Origin of the sequence: Neotamlana laminarinivorans (genome assembly GCF_020523925.1) — a bacterium.
GTDB lineage: Bacteria > Bacteroidota > Bacteroidia > Flavobacteriales > Flavobacteriaceae > Neotamlana > Neotamlana laminarinivorans.
Map to the genome: position 1 here is coordinate 490,582 of NZ_JAJAPW010000004.1, position 19,243 is coordinate 509,824.

At 32.3% G+C, this 19,243-nt stretch carries 17 protein-coding genes and 1 other RNA gene; 15 read left to right on the top strand and 3 right to left on the bottom strand.

The features are described 5' to 3' along the window. Window position 1 precedes the first annotated feature (1 nt). From LG649_RS11615 to LG649_RS11675, 13 genes are all read left to right on the top strand, one after another. Entirely contained in the window at window positions 2–1,201 is a 1,200-nt protein-coding gene (locus tag LG649_RS11615; protein WP_226543978.1) for a beta-ketoacyl-[acyl-carrier-protein] synthase family protein, read from the top strand. A 2-nt stretch (window positions 1,202–1,203) separates the two neighbouring features. Then, window positions 1,204–2,268 carry a beta-ketoacyl synthase N-terminal-like domain-containing protein gene (locus tag LG649_RS11620; RefSeq protein ID WP_226543979.1) on the top strand — a complete coding sequence of 355 codons (1,065 nt, stop codon included), beginning with the start codon at window positions 1,204–1,206 and terminating at the stop codon, window positions 2,266–2,268. Continuing rightward, window positions 2,262–3,026: a polysaccharide deacetylase family protein gene (locus LG649_RS11625; RefSeq protein ID WP_226543980.1), complete on the top strand. Its 765-nt coding sequence runs from the start codon at window positions 2,262–2,264 to the stop codon at window positions 3,024–3,026. The genes LG649_RS11620 and LG649_RS11625 overlap by 7 nt, the downstream gene beginning before the upstream one ends. Next, on the top strand, window positions 3,019–3,636 hold the full coding sequence (locus LG649_RS11630; RefSeq protein WP_226543981.1) for a LolA family protein: 618 nt from the start codon (window positions 3,019–3,021) through the stop codon (window positions 3,634–3,636). The genes LG649_RS11625 and LG649_RS11630 overlap by 8 nt, the downstream gene beginning before the upstream one ends. Next, window positions 3,617–4,228, top strand: a complete 612-nt coding sequence (locus LG649_RS11635; RefSeq protein WP_226543982.1) for a hypothetical protein — start codon at window positions 3,617–3,619, stop codon at window positions 4,226–4,228. Before LG649_RS11630 ends, LG649_RS11635 begins: the two co-directional genes overlap by 20 nt. A 3-nt stretch (window positions 4,229–4,231) precedes the next feature. Beyond that, window positions 4,232–4,846 carry a porin family protein gene (locus LG649_RS11640; protein WP_226543983.1) on the top strand — a complete coding sequence of 205 codons (615 nt, stop codon included), beginning with the start codon at window positions 4,232–4,234 and terminating at the stop codon, window positions 4,844–4,846. A 2-nt stretch (window positions 4,847–4,848) separates the two neighbouring features. After that, the gene (locus LG649_RS11645; RefSeq protein WP_226543984.1) at window positions 4,849–5,214 is read left to right on the top strand and encodes a hotdog family protein; all 366 of its coding nucleotides are present in this window, start codon (window positions 4,849–4,851) and stop codon (window positions 5,212–5,214) included. A gap of 1 nt (window position 5,215) precedes the next feature. Then, on the top strand, window positions 5,216–5,710 hold the full coding sequence (locus LG649_RS11650) for a hypothetical protein (protein WP_226543985.1): 495 nt from the start codon (window positions 5,216–5,218) through the stop codon (window positions 5,708–5,710). 37 nt (window positions 5,711–5,747) lie between these two features. Beyond that, window positions 5,748–6,932: a DUF2062 domain-containing protein gene (locus LG649_RS11655; RefSeq protein WP_226543986.1), complete on the top strand. Its 1,185-nt coding sequence runs from the start codon at window positions 5,748–5,750 to the stop codon at window positions 6,930–6,932. 88 nt (window positions 6,933–7,020) lie between these two features. Next, entirely contained in the window at window positions 7,021–10,602 is a 3,582-nt protein-coding gene (locus tag LG649_RS11660) for an MMPL family transporter (RefSeq protein ID WP_226543987.1), read from the top strand. Window positions 10,603–10,612: 10 nt separating this feature from the next. Then, window positions 10,613–12,148 (top strand): phytoene desaturase family protein, encoded by a 1,536-nt coding sequence (locus tag LG649_RS11665; RefSeq protein ID WP_226543988.1) that lies wholly within the window; start codon window positions 10,613–10,615, stop codon window positions 12,146–12,148. A gap of 8 nt (window positions 12,149–12,156) precedes the next feature. Beyond that, on the top strand, window positions 12,157–13,830 hold the full coding sequence (locus LG649_RS11670; RefSeq protein WP_226543989.1) for a C45 family autoproteolytic acyltransferase/hydolase: 1,674 nt from the start codon (window positions 12,157–12,159) through the stop codon (window positions 13,828–13,830). Continuing rightward, window positions 13,831–15,123 carry a phenylacetate--CoA ligase family protein gene (locus LG649_RS11675; RefSeq protein WP_226543990.1) on the top strand — a complete coding sequence of 431 codons (1,293 nt, stop codon included), beginning with the start codon at window positions 13,831–13,833 and terminating at the stop codon, window positions 15,121–15,123. It abuts the gene before it with no gap. A 50-nt stretch (window positions 15,124–15,173) separates the two neighbouring features. Here the strand turns inward: LG649_RS11675 and ssrA are convergent. After that, window positions 15,174–15,568, bottom strand: a transfer-messenger RNA (tmRNA) gene (gene ssrA / locus LG649_RS11680). A 278-nt stretch (window positions 15,569–15,846) separates the two neighbouring features. On the opposite strand from ssrA, the gene LG649_RS11685 reads away from it, so the two are divergent. Further along, entirely contained in the window at window positions 15,847–16,266 is a 420-nt protein-coding gene (locus LG649_RS11685) for a DUF1801 domain-containing protein (RefSeq protein ID WP_226543991.1), read from the top strand. Between the two features lie 63 nt (window positions 16,267–16,329). Next, entirely contained in the window at window positions 16,330–17,115 is a 786-nt protein-coding gene (locus tag LG649_RS11690) for an SDR family NAD(P)-dependent oxidoreductase (protein ID WP_226543992.1), read from the top strand. Here the strand turns inward: LG649_RS11690 and LG649_RS11695 are convergent. After that, window positions 17,112–17,780 (bottom strand): DUF1361 domain-containing protein, encoded by a 669-nt coding sequence (locus LG649_RS11695; RefSeq protein ID WP_226543993.1) that lies wholly within the window; start codon window positions 17,778–17,780, stop codon window positions 17,112–17,114. The genes LG649_RS11690 and LG649_RS11695 overlap by 4 nt on opposite strands. A 77-nt stretch (window positions 17,781–17,857) precedes the next feature. Continuing rightward, on the bottom strand, window positions 17,858–19,231 hold the full coding sequence (creD, locus tag LG649_RS11700; RefSeq protein WP_226543994.1) for a cell envelope integrity protein CreD: 1,374 nt from the start codon (window positions 19,229–19,231) through the stop codon (window positions 17,858–17,860). Window positions 19,232–19,243 lie beyond the last annotated feature (12 nt).

The following is a 19,243-nucleotide window of genomic DNA, read 5'->3' on the forward strand; positions in this document are numbered from 1 at the left end:
AATGGGTAAAGGCGTTGCAATTACAGGTATGGGTATTATATCTGCTATTGGAAACAATATAGACGAAAATCGCGAAGCACTTTTTGCTGGTAAAACAGGCATTGGTCGCGTGGTTAAAATTAACACCAATCATAAAAACGAAATTATGGTTGGTGAAATTGCTTATACCAATAGCCAACTAGAAAGCCTATTGCAATTACCCGAAACCAATAATTATTCAAGAACCGCTTTGTTGGGTGCTGTTGCTGCTAAAGAAGCTGTTGAAAGTGCTTGTATTTCTGATATAAACGAATACAAAACCGGTTTAATATCAGCAACCAGTGTTGGTGGTATGGACATGACCGAGAAATACTATTACGAGTATTTAGAAGATAAAACGGTTCAAAAATATATTGAAGCCCATCATGCGGGCGACTCTACCCAAAAAATAGCTGAACAATTAGGGCTTAAAAATAGTTTGGTAACAACTATTAGTACTGCTTGTTCTTCGGCTGCAAATGCCATTATGTTGGGAGCAAGACTTATAAAATCTGGTAAATTAGATCGTGTTATTGTTGGTGGTGCCGATTGTTTATCGAAATTCACGATTAACGGATTTAAAAGTTTAATGATTTTATCAGACACCTATAACACACCTTTCGATGAAAACCGAAAAGGTTTAAATTTAGGTGAAGCTGCCGCCTTTTTGGTGTTAGAATCTGATGCTGTTGTTAAAGCTGAAAATAAAAACGTATTGGCTTATTTAAAAGGTTATGGTAATGCCAACGATGCGTTTCATCAAACCGCATCATCAGAGAATGGCGATGGTGCTACTTTAGCTATGAAACAAGCCTTAAAAGTGGCAAATTTAAATGCAGAAGCGATAGATTATGTAAATGCGCATGGAACAGCTACGGGAAATAATGATTTATCTGAAGGAAAAGCTTTTTTACGCGTGTTTAATACAATGCCGCCGTTTAGTTCTACAAAACCATTTACAGGACACACTTTAGCTGCTGCTGGTGGTATTGAAGCTGTGTTTTCGGTATTGGCTTTACAGCATAACGTTTTGTATCCAAATTTAAATTATAAAACACCCATGTCGGCATTTAATCTTGTGCCAGAATTGGAGTTAAAGGAAAAACCGATAACAAACATTTTATCAAACTCTTTAGGTTTTGGTGGGAATTGTTCAACCTTAATATTTTCAAAACAAGCGTAGTTATGGAAAAGGTTTACATAAATGGTTTAGGAAGTATTTCTGCTCAAAATACGTTTGATAATTCTGAGTTTTTAAACACAGTTGAATTTTATACGGAAAACGTTATTCCGGCAATAGATGTTAATTATAAAGCATTTATTTCACCAGCAGCTGCAAGACGTATGGCAAAAGGCATTAAAATGGGAATTGCGGCCTCAAGAACCGCTTTACAAGAAGCAAATTTAGAAAATGTAGATGCCATTATTACCGGAACTGGAATGGGTTGTGTGCGCGATTCCGAAAAGTTTTTAAGTGCTATTTTAGATAATGACGAGCAATATTTAACACCAACACCGTTTATACAATCTACGCACAATACAGTTGGTGGCCAAATAGCTTTAGATATAGGTTGCAAGGGTTACAATTTTACCTATGTGCATGCGTCCGTTTCGTTTGAATCGGCCTTGTTAGATGCGCTTTTACAATTAAAATTAAAGGAAAGCCATTCTATTTTAATAGGTGGAGTAGATGAATTGGCACCACATACTATAGAAATTCATAAAGCGGTAAATCATATAAAATCTGAAGTTGTTGAGGCTTCAAAATTACTGGAAAATAAATCAAAAGGTGCTGTATTTAGCGAAGGCGCTAATTTCTTTGTGATTTCAAATGAAAAATCTGAAACGAGCTACGCTGAGGTTGTTGGTGTGAAACTAATTAACACTTTGGAAGCCGATGAATTAGAAACAGAGCTTAAAGCGTTTTTAAAAGAACAAAATCTCAGCATGCAAGATTTAAGTACTGTTGTTTTAGGCTGTAATGGCGATGTAGAATTCGATGGGTTTTACGATGTTTTAGTCGAAAATAGCTTAAAAGACACGCCGCAATTATATTACAAACATTTGTCGGGCGAGTTTCATACCGCATCCTCTTTTGGGTTTTGGCTTGCTGCCCGAGTTTTAAAATCACAAACCATTCCAAAAGCTGTGGTTTTAAAAGGCGACATGCCTTCAGAAATAAAAAATGTATTGCTTTATAACCAGTATCGTGGGCAAAATCATAGTTTTACTTTATTAAAATCATGCTAAATTTTAAAACCATAAGCATTGTTAGTTGTATTGCTTTACTTGGTTTAATTATTTGTAATAGCAGTTGGATTTTCATGGTTTTGGTAGTTGTAATTTGGTTTGTAATTACAGGTTTAGGCTCGGGTTTAATTGGTTGGAATTATCATTTAAAATCGGTACTTTCAAATGCAGAAACATCTAAAAATGCAGTTTCAATTACCTTTGATGATGGCCCAAATACAGAGTTCACGCCTAAAGTATTATCGCTTTTAAACCAGTTTAATGCAAAAGCCACTTTTTTTTGTATTGGTAAACAGGCTAAAAATTATCCAGGAATTTTAAAACAAATTATTGCCGAAGGTCATACCATTGGCAATCATACGTTTTCACATGCGAATAACTTCGGATTTTTTTCTACCAAAAAAGTCATTTCAGAATTAAAGAAAACGAATGCAGTGATTGAAGAAATTACAGGACTAAAAATGAAATTTTATAGACCTGCATTTGGAGTAACAAACCCTAATATAGCTAAAGCGGTGAAGGTTTTAGGTTTAACCTCGGTAGGTTGGAATGTGCGTTCGCTCGATACAACTTCAAGAAGTGCAGAATCTGTTTTAAATAGAATAACAAAATGCTTAAAAGCAGGCGATATTATTCTGTTGCACGACACTAGCGAGAAATCGCTCATCGTTTTGGAACAATTATTGTTATTTTTACAAAAGAAAAATTTAGCATCGGTAACTGTTGATGCTTTATGCGATTTACAACCTTATGAATAAAATTTTATTGGTCTTTTTGTTTATGTCATCTTTAGTTGGTGCGCAGCAAAAAATGACAAATACCGAAGCCGAAACATTAAAAGCTTTAGTGAAAAATAGAGCGTCGCAAACTAAAACTATTGTTAGCGATTTTACGCAGTATAAGCATCTCGATTTTTTATCGAATGATATAGTAACACAAGGAAAATTACATTTTAAATCGCCCGATTTTGTAAAGTGGGCTTACGTAAAGCCGTTTCAATACAGCGTTATATTTAAAAATAAAACCCTATTTATAAATAACGAAGGCAGTAAAAGTGAAGTAGATGTTGGTTCGAGTAAAATGTTTACAGAGCTTAATAATTTAATCGTTAAAAGTGTAAAAGGCGATATGTTTGATGATGTGCAGTTTGCTATTACTTATTTTAATATTGAAGAAGGTAGCTTAGTTCAGTTTGAGCCTAAAGACTCAAAAATGAGTGAGTTCATAAAAAGTTTCCATATAGTTTTTAGCGAAAAAGGCGATGTTGAGACTATAAAAATGATTGAGTCTTCAGGCGATTATACAAAAATTGCATTTACAAACCGTGTATTAAATTCAACAATTAGCAATGCGATTTTTAATAATTAGTTTTTGTTTTGTGTTGGTTTCATGTGGTTCGTATAGTAAAAAATACGAGTTGCAAAGTGAACCCGTTGTAACAAAATCAATTGAAAATAAGTATTTCGACTCCAAAGTAACCGATTATGTTTACAAATCGAATATAACGGTTTATGGTAATAATTTTGGAGGTTTATTAATTGTAAAAAAACTTGCAGAAAACAATCATCGTGTGGCGTTTACTACCGAGTTTGGTAACAAAATTTTCGATTTTTCTTTTGCTGATGATGGCTTCAAAGTAAACTATATACTTGAAGATTTAAATAAAAAAATGCTGATTAATATTTTGCAAGAAGATTTTTCAACCTTAATAAAGTCCAATCTTCCGGTAACGGCAGCTTTCAAAAAAGATAACTTCAATGTTTTAAAATCCGAAAGTGCTAAAACCGATTTGTACTATTATTTTTTAAATTCAGATTTATCTAAAATTGAAAAAGTAAAACATCAAAAGGCTAAAACAATTTTTTTATTCAGCAAAATAAAGAATAATATTGCACAACAAATTGAGATTGTGCATCAATCTATAAAATTACACATTAAACTAAACGCCTTAAATCAATAAATAATGAAAAATAAACTACTTAGTTTGCTGCTTTTTTTACTGGTTTCAATAAGTTTTGCGCAAGTAACATTTAAACCAGGACTTCGTTTTGGAGCTAATTTTTCAGAAATTACTAAAGCTGAGACTTATAAAGGCAAAACGGGGTTTTACATTGGTGTGTTTGGTGAATTAAAATTTACAGAATTTTATGCATTACAGCCCGAAATATATTATGGTACTCAAGGCGCCGAAGCATTATATACAGATCAAGAGGATATCGATTTAAAATACGTCACGCTAGGGTTGGCCAATAAGTTTTTTATAGCAAAAGGTACAGGTTTGCATTTAATTGTTGGCCCAAGTATAGATGTTAACGTGGATTATAACTGGGTAAATATTGTAAATGATGAAGTTGATTACGACTTATCTCCAATAGATATTAGCATATTTGGTGGTTTAGGTTACGAGTTTCCGTTTGGTTTAGTTGTTGAAGCAAGAATAAAACAAGGTTTAGTAGATCTTGATTTGTTTAACGATAATGATTATGATGATAACAATGACGATACAAATAACTATAATGACGAAAATCAGTTAAATAAGGTATTTCAGTTAGGTGTTATCTATAAATTTAAATTTTAAATATGCTTTTAAAAGATTTCTATATAATAAACAGTATACAAACCGAAAACGGGCAAACTATAGCTGCTGTAACTATTAATAAAAACCATGAGGTTTTTAAAGGTCATTTCCCTGGAAACCCTGTAACTCCGGGTGTTTGTATTATGCAAATAGTGAAAGATATTACTAGTAAAGTGGTTGAAAAATCGCTTTTTATGGAATCGTCTAGTAATGTAAAATTCATGGAAATTATTAATCCAGAAGTTACTCCAGATTTAGAGTTTATTTTAAATATTACCGAAGTTGAAGGCGTTTATAAAGTAAAAAACGTAACCAAGTTTAACGATACTATTGCACTTAAACTTAGTATGAATTTAAAAGTGGTTTAAAATGAAACTATTAATTTCTTTTTTATTGTTTTTGGTTGTTGTACCACAAAAAATCGATTTAAAATCGGTTAGAGAAACGTACAAACAATCGGCCGCAAGCCAAGAAAAAACAGAGCAACTCGATAAAATCTTAGCGGCTGTAACAAAAAATGATAAACCAGCGTTGGTTGCTTATAAAGGCGCGGTTATTGCCTTAAAAGCTAAAAATGCTGAGAAAATTAAAGATAAAAAAGAAGGGTTTATTGAAGGCGTTTCGTGGGTAGAACATGCTATTGAAAAAAGCCCGAACGATTTAGAATCACGATTAGTTAGATTAAGTATTCAAGAAAACTCACCTAAAATTTTAGGATATAATAAGCATATTACTGAAGATAAAACGAAACTTTTAAATGCTTTAAAAAGTATTTCCGATAGTGATTTGAAAAATTATATAGAAGATTATATCTTGCAATCGAAAGTTTTTACTGATGAAGAAAAGGCCGAAATTTCAATGTAATTTGAAAAAATAAGCACTTTCAGTAAAATAAAAGCAAATGAAAAACCAATCAACCAAAACCAGCATTTGCGTAATCATTCCAACCTACAACAATGTAAAAACATTGGTTCGGGTTATTGATGGCGTTTTAAACTATTCTAACAACGTAATTGTTGTAAATGATGGTTCTACAGACAGCACGCCAAATATTCTTGAAAATTACACCGAAAAGGTTGATGTTATAGCCTTTGAAAAAAATCAAGGAAAAGGAAAAGCGCTACGCGAAGGTTTTAAATTTGCCATTACTAAAGGTTACGATTTTGCCATTACTATAGATTCTGATGGGCAACATTTTCCTGAGGATATTCCTAGTTTTATTAATGCTTTAGAAGCGCATCCAGATAAAAATTTATTGCTTATTGGTTCAAGAAATATGAGTCAAGAAGGTGTGCCTAAAAAAAGTAGTTTTGGTAATAAATTTTCTAATTTTTGGTTTTGGTTTGAAACCGGAATAAAATTAGAAGATACACAATCTGGTTACCGACTTTACCCATTACACGCTATAAAAAAACGTAAATTTTTCACTAATAAATTCGAGTTCGAAATTGAAGTTATTGTTCGTTTAGCCTGGGCAGGAATTGAAGTTAAAAACATGCCTGTAAAAGTGTTGTATGATATGAGTGAACGGGTTTCGCATTTTAGACCAACAATAGATTTTGCCAGAATTAGTGTATTAAACACAGTTTTAGTTCTCATAACTGTACTTTACATAAAACCTCGAGATTTATTTCGCAGATTAAAAAAAAAAGGCATTAAACGTTTTTTTTTAGAAGACTTTTTAGGAAGCCAAGATTCAGCAAAAAAGAAGGCACTTTCGGTTGGTTTAGGTGTTTTTATTGGTTTATCGCCGCTTTGGGGATTTCATACGGTTACAGTTATTTTTTTAGCCATGCTTTTTAAGTTGAATAAAACCATTGCCTTTGCATTTTCCAATGTTAGTTTGCCTCCGTTTATACCTTTTATAATTTATTCTAGCTCTAAAATAGGGCAGTACATTTACGGTGTAGAATTTAGTTATAAACTAGACGATTTAACTAAAGATTTCGTGATTCTAGAACACCTGGAAACCTACATTGTTGGAAGTTTCGTTTTAGCAACTATAGCTTCGCTAGTGTTAACTGCACTCAGTTTTTTATTGTTTAATTTAGTTAGAAATAAAAACGTAATTGTAAATAATGGCTAAGATTTTCTTCAGCATATATAACACGATCCAAAAAAATAAAACCCTTGGTTTTACGGGTTTTTTAATACTGTTGTTAGGCTTAATTTTTGTGTCAACTAAAATTGAGTTTGAAGAAGATATTACCAAACTTATTCCAATAAATAAAGGCAACGAAAACGCTAGTAAAGTGTTTAAATCGATGAAGTTTGCCGATAAAATTATAGTAAATATAGCTTTAGAAAATGAAGGCAATTTAAATGATTTAACCGCATTTGCTGATGCTTTTTTAGATAGTTTAAATGCAACTTCTAGTCAATATGTTGATAATATTCAGGGTAAAATTGATGATGAAGCCACCGTAAACACACTCGACTTTGTTTACAACAATTTACCACTTTTTTTAAATGCTGAAGATTATAAAACTATTGAAAACAAATTAAGAAAAGATAGTTTAGCAGCCATTACTAAAAATAACTACAAAACCTTGGTATCGCCTTCTGGAATTGTTTTAAAGAAAACCATAGTAAAAGATCCTTTAGGTTTATCTTTTTTAGGATTGAAAAAACTACAAAGTTTAAGTCTTGGAAACGATTTTAATTTATCTAACGGTTATTTGCTTACCGCCGATAAAAAACATATTCTGTTATTTATTTCACCAAAGTTAAAATCGAGTGAAACGGCACAAAATGCTAAACTTTCCGAAAATTTATATGCTTTAGCCTACACTTTAAATTCAAGTTTTGAAGGTAAAGTTAGTGTTGATTATTTTGGAGGTGCATTAGTAGCTGTAGAAAACGCCAAACAAATAAAACACGATATACAGTTTACGGTTAGCATTACCTTAACTATACTTTTGGTAATACTCATTGTATTTTATAGAAAGCTCTTGCTGCCAATTATTTTATTTGTTCCAACCATTTTTGGCGGACTTTTGGCAATTACTGTGTTGTTTTTGTTCCGTGAAAAAATATCGGCTATTTCTTTAGGTATTGGTTCGGTTTTATTAGGTGTAACGCTAGATTATGCATTGCATATTCTTACTCATATTCGCGATAATAACAATATAAAATCGCTTTACAAGGAAATAACAAAACCAGTTTTAATGAGTAGTGTAACCACCTCGTTAGCTTTTTTCTGTTTGTTGTTTTTAGATTCGCAGGCGCTTCAAGATTTAGGCTTATTTGCAGGTGTAAGTGCTTTAGGAGCTTCTGTTTTTGCTTTGTTGTTAATTCCGCATTTATATAAAAAATCTCAATCAAAAAATTATTCCAATACGGTTATTGATGCTTTTGCAAGTATAAATTTTCATAAAAATAAATTTGCTTTTATAGTTATTGCTTTGGCAATAATGGTGTCGTTATTTACTTATAATAAGGTTGGTTTTAATAAAGATTTAAGTAAGCTAAATTTTGAGCCGCCTAAATTAATGAAAGCGCAAAGTAATTTAGAGGAAATTACAAATGTGGCGTCCAAATCGGTTTATGTAGCAGCTCATGGTAATACATTACAAGAAGCTTTACGAGTAAACGATTCCGTTTTTAATCTATTAAATGGATTAAAGAAAAATAAAGAAATTATAGATTTTAGTTCGGTTGCAGCTTTGGTACAATCTGAGAAAAATCAGAAGGAAAAAATAAAACAATGGCAACAATTTTGGAATGAAAACGATAAGGATTCAGTAAAATTAAATTTAATAGAAAGCGGTAAAACTTTAGGATTTAAGCCAGAAACGCATCAGAAATTTTATAATTTAATTAATGAAGACTTTCAAGCTATTCAGCCTTCAAAATTTTCAGAATTAAATGTTTTAAATGTTGATGATTTTATCAGCGAAAGCGAAAACTTTTATACCATATCATCTTTAGTAAAACTCGATGAAGCTAATGTAGAGGCGTTTTCAAATCAATTTAAAACTGTTAAAAATGTTGTTGTTATCGACAGAAAAGGCATTAACGAACAATTTTTAGGAAATCTTAAAACCGATTTTAATCATTTAGTTTTATATTCTTTAATAGTAGTTGTTATCATTCTATTGCTGGCTTACAAGAGTTTTTCTTTAACCTTTATAACCGTTGTGCCAATTGCTTTAACATGGTTTGTAACCATTGGCTTAATGGGGCTTTTGGGTATTAAATTTAATATTTTTAATATAATAATTTCCTCATTTATTTTTGGTTTAGGTATCGATTATGGCATATTTATAACCAATGGATTATTGCATGAATATCGTACTGGAGAACCGGTGTTAAACACCCACAAAACATCTATAATTTTATCTGTAATTACCACTATTTTAGGTGTTGGTGTACTTATTTTTGCTAAACACCCTGCCTTGTATACTATTTCAGTAGTGTCTTTAATCGGTATTTTATCGGCCATGATTATGGCATTTACGATACAACCGCTATTGTTTAAATTATTAATAGGAAGTAAAACATCTAGACCAAAAACGGTGTTCGAGTTACTACACAGCACCATGTCGTTTACGTATTATGGTTTGGGTACGGTTTGTCTTTCGGTAGTGGCAACAATTTTCATAAAAATACGCCCCTCTAAAAAAGAAGCTTATATGTTAGCATTTCATAAGTTAACCTCTCGCTTTTTAACCTCGGTATTAAAATCAAATCCTTTTGTACCTAAGTATATTATTAATGATGTAAAAGAAGATTTTGAAAATCCAGCCATAATCATAGCAAATCACACCTCATTTTTAGATACTTTAACAATTGAAATGGTGTCTTCAAAAATTATATTTTTGGTAAACGACTGGGTTTATAACTCGCCAGTTTATGCCAGAGCCATGAAATTAGCTGGATATTTTCCAGTGTCTGAAGGTATAGAAAACGGATTAGAGCAATTAAAAGAAAAAGTAGCACAAGGTTATAGTATTATGGTGTTTCCAGAAGGTTCTCGTTCGTTTACAAATAAAATAAATAGGTTTCACAAAGGCGCATTTTATTTAGCAGAACAATTTAATTTAGATGTGTTGCCTATTATGATTCATGGTAATTCTGAAGTTAACTCCAAAGGCGATTTTATTATTAGAAAAGGAAAAATTACCATTAAAGTATTAGAACGAATAAAGGCTAACGATGTTTCTTTTGGTGAAACAACTAGAGCAAGAACCAAGTTGATTAGTCAGCATTTTAAAACAGAATTTTTTAAGTTTAGAAAGGAAAGCGAAGATGCAACCTATTTTCATCATTTGGTGTTATGCGATTTTAGATATAAAGGCGATGCGCTATACAAATGGGTTAAAACAGATTTAGAAACTTATAAAAATCAGTATTATAAAATTTTACAACAGCTTCACGAAAGCAAACAAGTTTCTCATATTTCAGATAAAAACGGTCAGTTAGATTTTTTAATGGCATTAAATAATGCAGCACTAAAAATAGAAAGCTATATTGAAGATGAGAGCGTTAGAAAAATTCTAGAAAATTCATATTTATCGAATACACATTATAAAATTGATTATTCTGGTACTTTTGAAGCCTTCAAAGAAAAACTAAGCACTTCAGAGGTGTTAATAATAGATTCAGAAATTGATATTTATCAATTAAAATCATTAGAAAATATTAAAACATTGGTACTGCTTAAAGAAAGTTGTACATTAAGCCAAATGTTAATTAAAACACATGGTTTTAACTTGTTTTTACAAGAAAAAGAGCTCGTTATATTAAAAAAATAATCAAATTTAAATGAAAGAACACTACGATGTAGTTATTGTTGGAAGCGGATTAGGAGGTCTTGTTAGTGCTATTATTTTGGCTAAAGAAGGCAAAAGCGTATGTGTTCTGGAAAAAAACCAACAATTTGGTGGTAATTTGCAAACCTTTGTAAGAGATAAAACCATTTTCGATACAGGTGTGCATTATATTGGAGGTTTGGCTGAAGGACAAAACTTGCACAAGTATTTCTCGTATATAGGTGTCATGGATGGTTTAAAGCTCAAGCGTTTAGATATTGATGGTTTCGATGTGGTTAGTTTTGATAATTATGAAGGCGAATTTCCTTATGCACAAGGCTACGATAATTTTAGAGAAAAACTTATTGAAAAATTTCCAGAAGAAGAAAAAGCAATTATAGCCTATTGTGATAAAATGATAGAGGTTTGCCAAAAGTTTCCTTTGTATTCGGTAAAAAAAGGAAATCCGTATGACATAGAAATTTATCAAGAATCTGCAAAAGGATTTATTGATGCTTTAACAGATAACGAAAAGCTAAAAGGTGTTCTTGCAGGAACAAATTATTTGTATGCAGGCTATAAAGAAAACACACCATTGTATGTGCATGCGCTATCGGTTAATTCGTATATAGAAAGCGCTTACCGTTGCGTAAATGGTGGTAGCCAAATAACTAAATTGCTTATTAAGCAGTTAAAATCGTTTGGTGGTGAAGCCTATAAAAATCATAAAGTAAGTCATTTTAAAACTGAAGAAGGCCGAGTTACAGAGGTAATTTGTGCAAACGGAAAAGTAGTAAGCGCAGATACATTTATTTCTAACATAGAGCCTAAGTTAACCTTGCAAATGTTGGGCGATAGCCCTTTAAAAAAGGCCTATGTAAACAGAATAAATTCAATAGAAAACACCATAGCGCCTTTTAGTTTGTATATTGTTTTTAAACCAGATAGTTTTAAATATTATAACCATAATTTTTATCATTTTCGCGATGTAAATAAAATGTGGGATTCTCAAGATTACACTCAGGAAACTTGGCCAGAAGGTTATATGATGTCTTTTGGTGTTGGTAAAAATACCGAGGAATTTGCCGAATGCGTAACGGTTATGACCTACATGCGCTTTGATGAAGTTGAAAGCTGGAGCGATACCTTTAATACAGTAAAAGAGAAAAACGACCGAGGTGAAAGTTATGAAGCTTTTAAAACTAAAAAAGCTGAAAAATTAATAGACGAATTAGAGAAGAAATTCCCAAATATTAGAAGTTGTATTGCAGAATATTACACGTCCACACCGCTATCTTACCGCGATTATATTGGCAGCCATAACGGGTCTATGTACGGTTATGTAAAAGATATAAACAAGCCATTACAATCTATTGTTTCACCTAAAACAAAAATTAAAAACTTGTATTTTACAGGACAAAGTTTAAATATGCATGGTATTTTAGGCGTTACTATTGGAGGCGTTATAACCTGTTCGGAAATTTTAGGAATGGATTATTTGGTCGATAAAATTAACGAAGAAACACAAATATCTAAAACTATAAACTAGTTGTTGGCATGAAATTGCTATTCGGGCAAATACATAAAGCATTTTGCATATCAGCAGTAATTGTGCTTTTGGTTTCTTGTGGTGTATCTAAATCACTTCACGATAAGCCAGATGTATCTCAGTTTAATTCAGAAATACCAACTCGAAAAACTGTAAACGATTCTACTTTTGCTTTAGTCGATAACTATCTAACTAAAAACAAACAAGGCCAATGGGAATTGTTGGTTAGCGGAAATCCGTTGCAATTAGGTTTAAAAACAGGACGGTTAACCCAAGAATTATTTGCTAAACAAGAAGCTTATTTTTTAGGAAAAGTAGAAACGATGGTACCCTCAAAATTTAAGCAGAAATTATTGCGCAAATTAATGGCATGGTACAACCGTAAAATGTATTTGCATATTCCTGAAGAATTTAAAACCGAAATTTATGGATTAGCCCAATACGCTGGTGATGATTACGATTATATTGCCGACGATTATTTGCGCATTTTGTACTTGCACGGAGCACACGATATTGGTCATGCCTTTCAAGATTTAGCTTTAGTTGGTTGTTCATCATTTGCGGTTTGGGGCGATAAAACCAGCGATGGCAGTATGCTAATAGCGCGGAATTTAGATTTTTATGCAGGCGATGATTTTGCTAAACAAAAAATAATAGCCTTTGTTAAACCCGAAAGTGGTTACAATTTTATGTCTGTAACTTGGCCAGGGATGATTGGTGTTGTTTCTGGAATGAACGAAAAAGGCTTAACCGTAACAATAAATGCTGGAAAGTCTAAAATTCCTCTGGTGGCAAAAACACCAATTTCTATTTTAACACGCGAAATTTTGCAGTATGCTTCAAACATTGAAGAAGCTGTAGCTATAGCTAAAAAACGTCAAGTTTTTGTTTCAGAATCTATTTTTATAGGAAGCGCTGCAGATAAAAATGCTGTAACCATCGAGGTTTCTCCTAAAAATTTCGGAGTGTATCAAGTGCCAAATTCTAATCAGTTAATATGTACTAATCATTTTCAAAGTAACGCTTATAAAACCGATGAGCGTAATGCCGAACATATTCAAGAAAGCCACTCAAAATACAGATACGAACGTTTACAAGAGCTTATAAATGAAACCGATAAATTAACGCCAGAAAAGGCTGTTAATATATTGCGCGATCGCGATGGTTTAAATAATTTGGCATTAGGTTATGGTAACGAGAAGGCATTAAATCAGTTGCTTGCGCATCATGGCGTGGTGTTTAAGCCGGAACAAGGTTTGGTTTGGGTGTCTTCAAACCCATATAATTTGGGTGAATTTGTAGCTTATAATTTAAATGAAGTTTTTACTGAAGCGGATTCAAGTTTTCAGTCGCATCAAACTTCAAAATTAAACATTGAAACCGATCCGTTTTTATATTCTGAAGCTTATAAAAATTATGAAAATTATGGTGTTGAAAGTAGAAAGTTATCAGAAGCAATATCAAATAACACACATATTAACACGAACGATTTAGAGGTGTTTAAGCAGTTAAACCCCAATTTTTGGGAAGCGTATTATTTAGTAGGAAAGTATTTTTATGAAAAGAAATATTATACGGCTGCATTGCTTAATTTTGAAGCGGCCTTAACTAAAGAAGTTACAACGGTTCCAGACCAGGAGCGTATAAAAACGTATATTAAAAAAATAAAAAGGAAGTTGTAAATGATTCCCGATATAGAAAAAGCATCTCCACAGGAAATAAAAGTTTTTCAAGAAGAAAAATTAAAAGCGTTGTTAGCTTATTTAAACAAAAATTCGGCTTATTATCAACGTGTTTTTGCTGCAAATAATATTGATGTTTCTAATATAAAAACCTTAGAAGATTTAATAAAAATACCAGTTACAACAAAGGACGAGTTACAAAAGTACAACGACGATTTTTTATGTGTGCCAAAGCATAAAATTCGCGATTATGTAACCACTTCGGGTACTTTGGGCGACCCTGTAATTTTTGGTTTAACCGATAAAGATCTAGATCGTTTGGCTTATAACGAAGCCATTTCCTTTGCTTGCGCAGGTGTAAAAGAAGGCGATGTTGTGCAACTTATGACCACCATAGACCGCCGATTTATGGCAGGTTTAGCCTATTTTTTAGGTGTTAGAAAATTAGGTGCAACCATAATTCGTGTAGGCGCAGGTGTTCCAGAATTGCAATGGGATTCTATTTTAAAATTCAATCCTACCTATTTAATTGTGGTGCCATCATTTTTATTGAAACTTATTGAATATGCCGAATCACACGGTATCGATGTCAATAAATCAGGAGTAAAAGGCGCGATTTGTATAGGTGAATCGTTGCGAAATCAAGATTTTACCTTAAATACTTTAGCCGAAAAAATTACAGCAAAATGGGATATTAATTTGTATTCCACTTATGCTTCAACCGAAATGAATACGGCATTTACCGAGTGCGAACATTCCAAAGGTGGACATCAGCATCCAGAATTAATTATTACAGAAATTTTAGATGATAATAACAAGCCTGTGCCAACAGGTGAGGTTGGCGAATTAACCATTACAACTCTTGGGGTAGAAGGTATGCCATTATTGCGTTTTAAAACTGGCGATATGGTAAAAGCGCACACCGAAGCTTGTTTATGCGGGCGCACTACCACAAGGCTTGGTCCAGTTGTTGGCCGAAAAAAACAAATGATTAAATACAAAGGCACCACGCTGTATCCGCCAGCAATGGATAATATTTTAAACGATTTTACCGAGGTTGAAAGTTACGTTATCGAGATAAGCCATAACAATATTGGCACCGATGAAATTTGTATAAAAATAGCGACCACTAATAATTCTAAAGATTTTTTAAACGCCATAAAAGATCATTTTAGAGCTAAACTTCGAGTGACTCCAAAAATAGAATTGCATCCAAAGGAAATAATAGAAAAAATACGCTTCCCAAAAATGAGCAGAAAACCTGTTTTGGTTATTGATAAGCGATTGAAATAGTAAGTTTTTAATAAAAAAAACGCCCTAAAACATACGTTTTAAGGCGTTAAATGTGGAGTCGGAGAGAATCGAACTCTCGTCCAAACAAGTAACCAAAGGGCTTTCTACACGTTTATTCTTTTCTTAGGTTTTCGATTGTAAGCTGGTTAAAGACAACCTACTTACAACTTAGCTTCTTTAGTTTCGCTTAAGCATCAAAGCACCACTTAAACTATATTGACATTTACGATGCCTCAAAATGGAACGCCGTCAATCAAGGCTTTCCGGAGACATAAAGCTTGTACACCTTGTGTACCTAGGCCAATCTTACTATAATTCAGATTATGCAGCTAAAGCGTAGTTATTCTCGCCGTTTAAAATTTGGTCTAGCCTTTTACGTGTTTCAATGCCATTACACGACGTGCTTACCGTTCAATTAATCTCGCTGTCAAAACCAGTCGACCCCATAATTAAATAGTAAATTTTAATTTTTCGTAATTAAATTAATTCCCAACTAAATTCGGGAACGCATTAATTAACTTGTCACTTCAAGTGTCGCATCTTAAGCGCGATGTATCGAGAAGTGGGCGTTACCCTATCGGGTCAGGCTTTCGGTAGTCGCTCTCTGCGAGGAGCTCCAACAATACCTCAATCCTTAACGCGGGCGGCAAAGATATTAAAAAGTTTGTAAACCTTTTTTAATATAAGTAAATTACATCAAAAAGTATTCCAATGTAATAGGTTATGCAAATTGTCAGTCACCCAAAAGTAACTCAAGTATTCAATAATTATCCAGAACATGTAAAACCAAAAATGGATAAACTACGCTGTTTAGTTTTACAAACAGCTTCAGAAATAAAAGATTTAAAACACTTAGAAGAAACCTTAAAATGGGGAGAACCAAGTTATTTAACAAAAAACGGAAGCACCTTACGAATAGATTGGAAACCTAAAACACCTAATCAGTACGCTATGTATTTTCAATGTACTACGCAATTGGTATCAACATTTAAAATATTATATAAAAACACATTAACATTTCAAGCAAACCGAGCTATTATATTTAACTTAAATAGCACGTTTCCAGAGTTAGAAATAAAGCAATGTATTACCCTTGCATTAACATATCATAAAGTAAAACACATACCATTACTAGGCATGTAATAATTATAATTGATTTTATAACCTAAAAAGAATACATTTGTTTTTAATACATTTTAAAACTACATGAAACAAACTGCGTTAGTAACAGGTGCAGCCTCAGGTTTAGGTTACGAATTAGCCATTTTATTAGCAAAAGATAAGTACACATTATTTTTAGTGGATATTGATGAGGATAAGCTCAAAGATGTTAAAAGTGAGTTAGAGCAAAGTCATGGTGTTGAGGTAATAACCATAGCAAAAGATTTAAGTAAACCTAATGTAGCCATAGAAATAATGGAAACCGTAAACCAACCTCTAGATGTTTTAATAAACAATGCTGGTTTTGGTTTATTTGGTTCGTTTGTAGAAACCAATTGGGAACGCGAGTTACAAATGCTAAACGTACACGTGTTATCGGCAACACATTTAACAAAATTGGCTTTGCAAGGTATGGTAAAACGCGGTTCTGGTAAAATATTAAATATGTCATCTTTAGCAGCTTTTCAACCAGGGCCATTAATGTCTATTTATTACGCCTCAAAAGGATATATGTTATCATTTACAGAAGCTATTGCTAACGAGTTAAAAGGCACAGGTGTTACCGTTACCGCATTATGTCCAGGGCCAACTAAAACAGCCTTTCAAGAAACAGTATCTGCCAACACTAGCGAAAACAAAATTAAATTTAATATGGGTTGCGCCGCATCGGTAGCAGAATATGGTTATAAAGCCATGCAAAAAGGCAAACCTTATGCTATACCTGGTACATTTAATAAATTTTTAGCAACACTACCAAGGCTTATACCGCGTAACATGGCTGCAACCATAGTAAGAAAACTTCAAGAAAAAAATAGAAACGACCAACATTAATGTGGTCGTTTTTGTTGTTCTAGTGTTTTAAACACCCAAAAGCCACCGCATAAAAATACACCAAAGGTTATTGTGAAAATCCAAGATTCTTTCATGTATTCTGGGTTAACTAATAAGTTTGCAATATCAATAAATAAATTCATAGGATTGCTAACAATGTCCCAAGAATTATACCTGAAAAATCGACCTAAATACACCCCGAATGCAGATGCGAATAATATTAAAATAGATAGGTAGTTTGCTTTTTCTGTGTTAAGTTTTTTTGCTATTATTTTATTAAAATCTAATAACGAAAAGTAAAACAATAGTAAACCACTTAAAGCAAATGCAGAAATTACTAAAGCATCTAACCAAAAGTAATTACTATGGTTGTATTTTAAATGAACAAAATCTGTTACAATGTATGGGGCATTAGGTAAAAAAAGCAGCCAGCCACAAAGCCATAACACCAAACCTACGTTTTGTCGCTTGGGGGAGCGTTTTAAATAAGTGGTTATGGCATAAGGTATGACTGCTAAAAATAAATTCCATATTAAAAATAAGTAATGAAAAGAGTGGGCTAGTTTCATTCTTACAAGAAGTAAAAAAAAGCTAGAGCATAATGTTATTGAAAGCGTGCTTAATGCTGTGTATTTATTAAATGATAATTCTTTTATGTTTTCCATAATACTTGAAATTTTAAGATAAACCTTGCCTAATTTTAATATGTTTTTAAACAAGGTTTATTAATTAACTAATAATATTAACCGTTGTTCCAGTCTATTTTTCTAGATATAAACATAACTGTTGTTAGTATTAAGAATAAACCAATACTACCAACTAAAAGCGCATAATTTTCTAATTGAATAATTACATAAATAAAGGCGTAAAGTGTGGTTAATGAAGTTCCTATGAATAGCGGAAACTTAAGTGTTTTTAATATGGTTTTAGAGTAAAGTGTTATTAAGGTTATAACCGAAGTGCCTGCTATAAGGTAGGCCTTTAAAAAGGAGCTGTGCTCTGAAATAGATATTAGTAATGTGTAAAACATGGTTAAAGCCAACCCTATCATTAAATATTGAAAAGGGTGTATGTTTATTTTACTAAGTGTTTGAATAAGGAAAAAAACCAAAAAGGTTAAACCAATAACTAAAAAGCCATATTTAGCAGAACGTTCACTTTTTTGGTACTCATCTACCGGAATCATAAAATTTACACCAAAAGAAAAGGCTGTTAAATTTGGCAAGCTGTTAAAATGTTGTTGGGAAAACGGACGATTTAAATCTAAAATTTTCCATTTCGCATCAAAACCAGAGTTGCTAATTTTGTCGCCATTGTAAGGCAAAAATTCACCAATAAAATTCGCTGTTTTCCAATTTGACGTTATTCTAGCTTCTGTTTGTCTTCCTGTTGGTATAAAACGTATTTGTTTACTTCCTTTTATATTAAAGTTTATGTTATATGCTATGGGGCTGTTAAAATTTAAACGTTTTAATGTTTTGGTTTCTAGTGTATGTATGGAAGCATTATTGTAGTCTGTTTGTTTTTGCCCGTTGTATTTAGACGATAACTTATATTCTGTTTTATTTAATTTTAGGTTAGCTTTATTTACGCCTTTAACGTTAGATGATTGAATAATTATTTTAGCCTTGTCCCACAGAATATCATCATCATTAACTTCAATTTCGCCAAAGTCTGGTTTTGTAAAACTTCCTGTTAAGTTTATATCGCTATTATAAACGGCTGTTTTATATATACCTCGTTGTTTAGTTTCTGGGTTTATGCTGGAATTTATGTTTAAAGATTCAGAAAAAAAATAAGCGTTTTTTACAATAACATTGGTTTCTGTAAAAACTTGTTTTGTTTTTTTATCTGTAACTGTTTTTTCAGAATAGCTTTTGTAAGGCACTTTTAAAATCGGGCCGTAAATAAATACTTCGTTTCCCCATTGCTTATTTATTTCATTAACTACTGTAGTTTGTCTGTAAGAACGTTCATGTATTAAGTTTTGAATAAATACCAAAGGAATAAGTAATACAAGGGTTAAAAAGCCTATCATTAACATTCGTGAGGTTATTGATGTTTTTAACCAATTAAATAATCGGTTAGGTTGTGGTGTGTTTTGTTCTTCGTTCATAGTTTTAATTTA

Coding starts and splice junctions, on each gene's coding strand:
- LG649_RS11615 (WP_226543978.1), top strand. CDS start 2: ATGGGTAAAGGCGTTGCAATTACAGGTATGGGTATTATATCTGCTATT.
- LG649_RS11620 (WP_226543979.1), top strand. CDS start 1,204: ATGGAAAAGGTTTACATAAATGGTTTAGGAAGTATTTCTGCTCAAAAT.
- LG649_RS11625 (WP_226543980.1), top strand. CDS start 2,262: ATGCTAAATTTTAAAACCATAAGCATTGTTAGTTGTATTGCTTTACTT.
- LG649_RS11630 (WP_226543981.1), top strand. CDS start 3,019: ATGAATAAAATTTTATTGGTCTTTTTGTTTATGTCATCTTTAGTTGGT.
- LG649_RS11635 (WP_226543982.1), top strand. CDS start 3,617: ATGCGATTTTTAATAATTAGTTTTTGTTTTGTGTTGGTTTCATGTGGT.
- LG649_RS11640 (WP_226543983.1), top strand. CDS start 4,232: ATGAAAAATAAACTACTTAGTTTGCTGCTTTTTTTACTGGTTTCAATA.
- LG649_RS11645 (WP_226543984.1), top strand. CDS start 4,849: ATGCTTTTAAAAGATTTCTATATAATAAACAGTATACAAACCGAAAAC.
- LG649_RS11650 (WP_226543985.1), top strand. CDS start 5,216: ATGAAACTATTAATTTCTTTTTTATTGTTTTTGGTTGTTGTACCACAA.
- LG649_RS11655 (WP_226543986.1), top strand. CDS start 5,748: ATGAAAAACCAATCAACCAAAACCAGCATTTGCGTAATCATTCCAACC.
- LG649_RS11665 (WP_226543988.1), top strand. CDS start 10,613: ATGAAAGAACACTACGATGTAGTTATTGTTGGAAGCGGATTAGGAGGT.
- LG649_RS11670 (WP_226543989.1), top strand. CDS start 12,157: ATGAAATTGCTATTCGGGCAAATACATAAAGCATTTTGCATATCAGCA.
- LG649_RS11675 (WP_226543990.1), top strand. CDS start 13,831: ATGATTCCCGATATAGAAAAAGCATCTCCACAGGAAATAAAAGTTTTT.
- LG649_RS11685 (WP_226543991.1), top strand. CDS start 15,847: ATGCAAATTGTCAGTCACCCAAAAGTAACTCAAGTATTCAATAATTAT.
- LG649_RS11690 (WP_226543992.1), top strand. CDS start 16,330: ATGAAACAAACTGCGTTAGTAACAGGTGCAGCCTCAGGTTTAGGTTAC.
- LG649_RS11695 (WP_226543993.1), bottom strand. CDS start 17,780: ATGGAAAACATAAAAGAATTATCATTTAATAAATACACAGCATTAAGC.
- creD (WP_226543994.1), bottom strand. CDS start 19,231: ATGAACGAAGAACAAAACACACCACAACCTAACCGATTATTTAATTGG.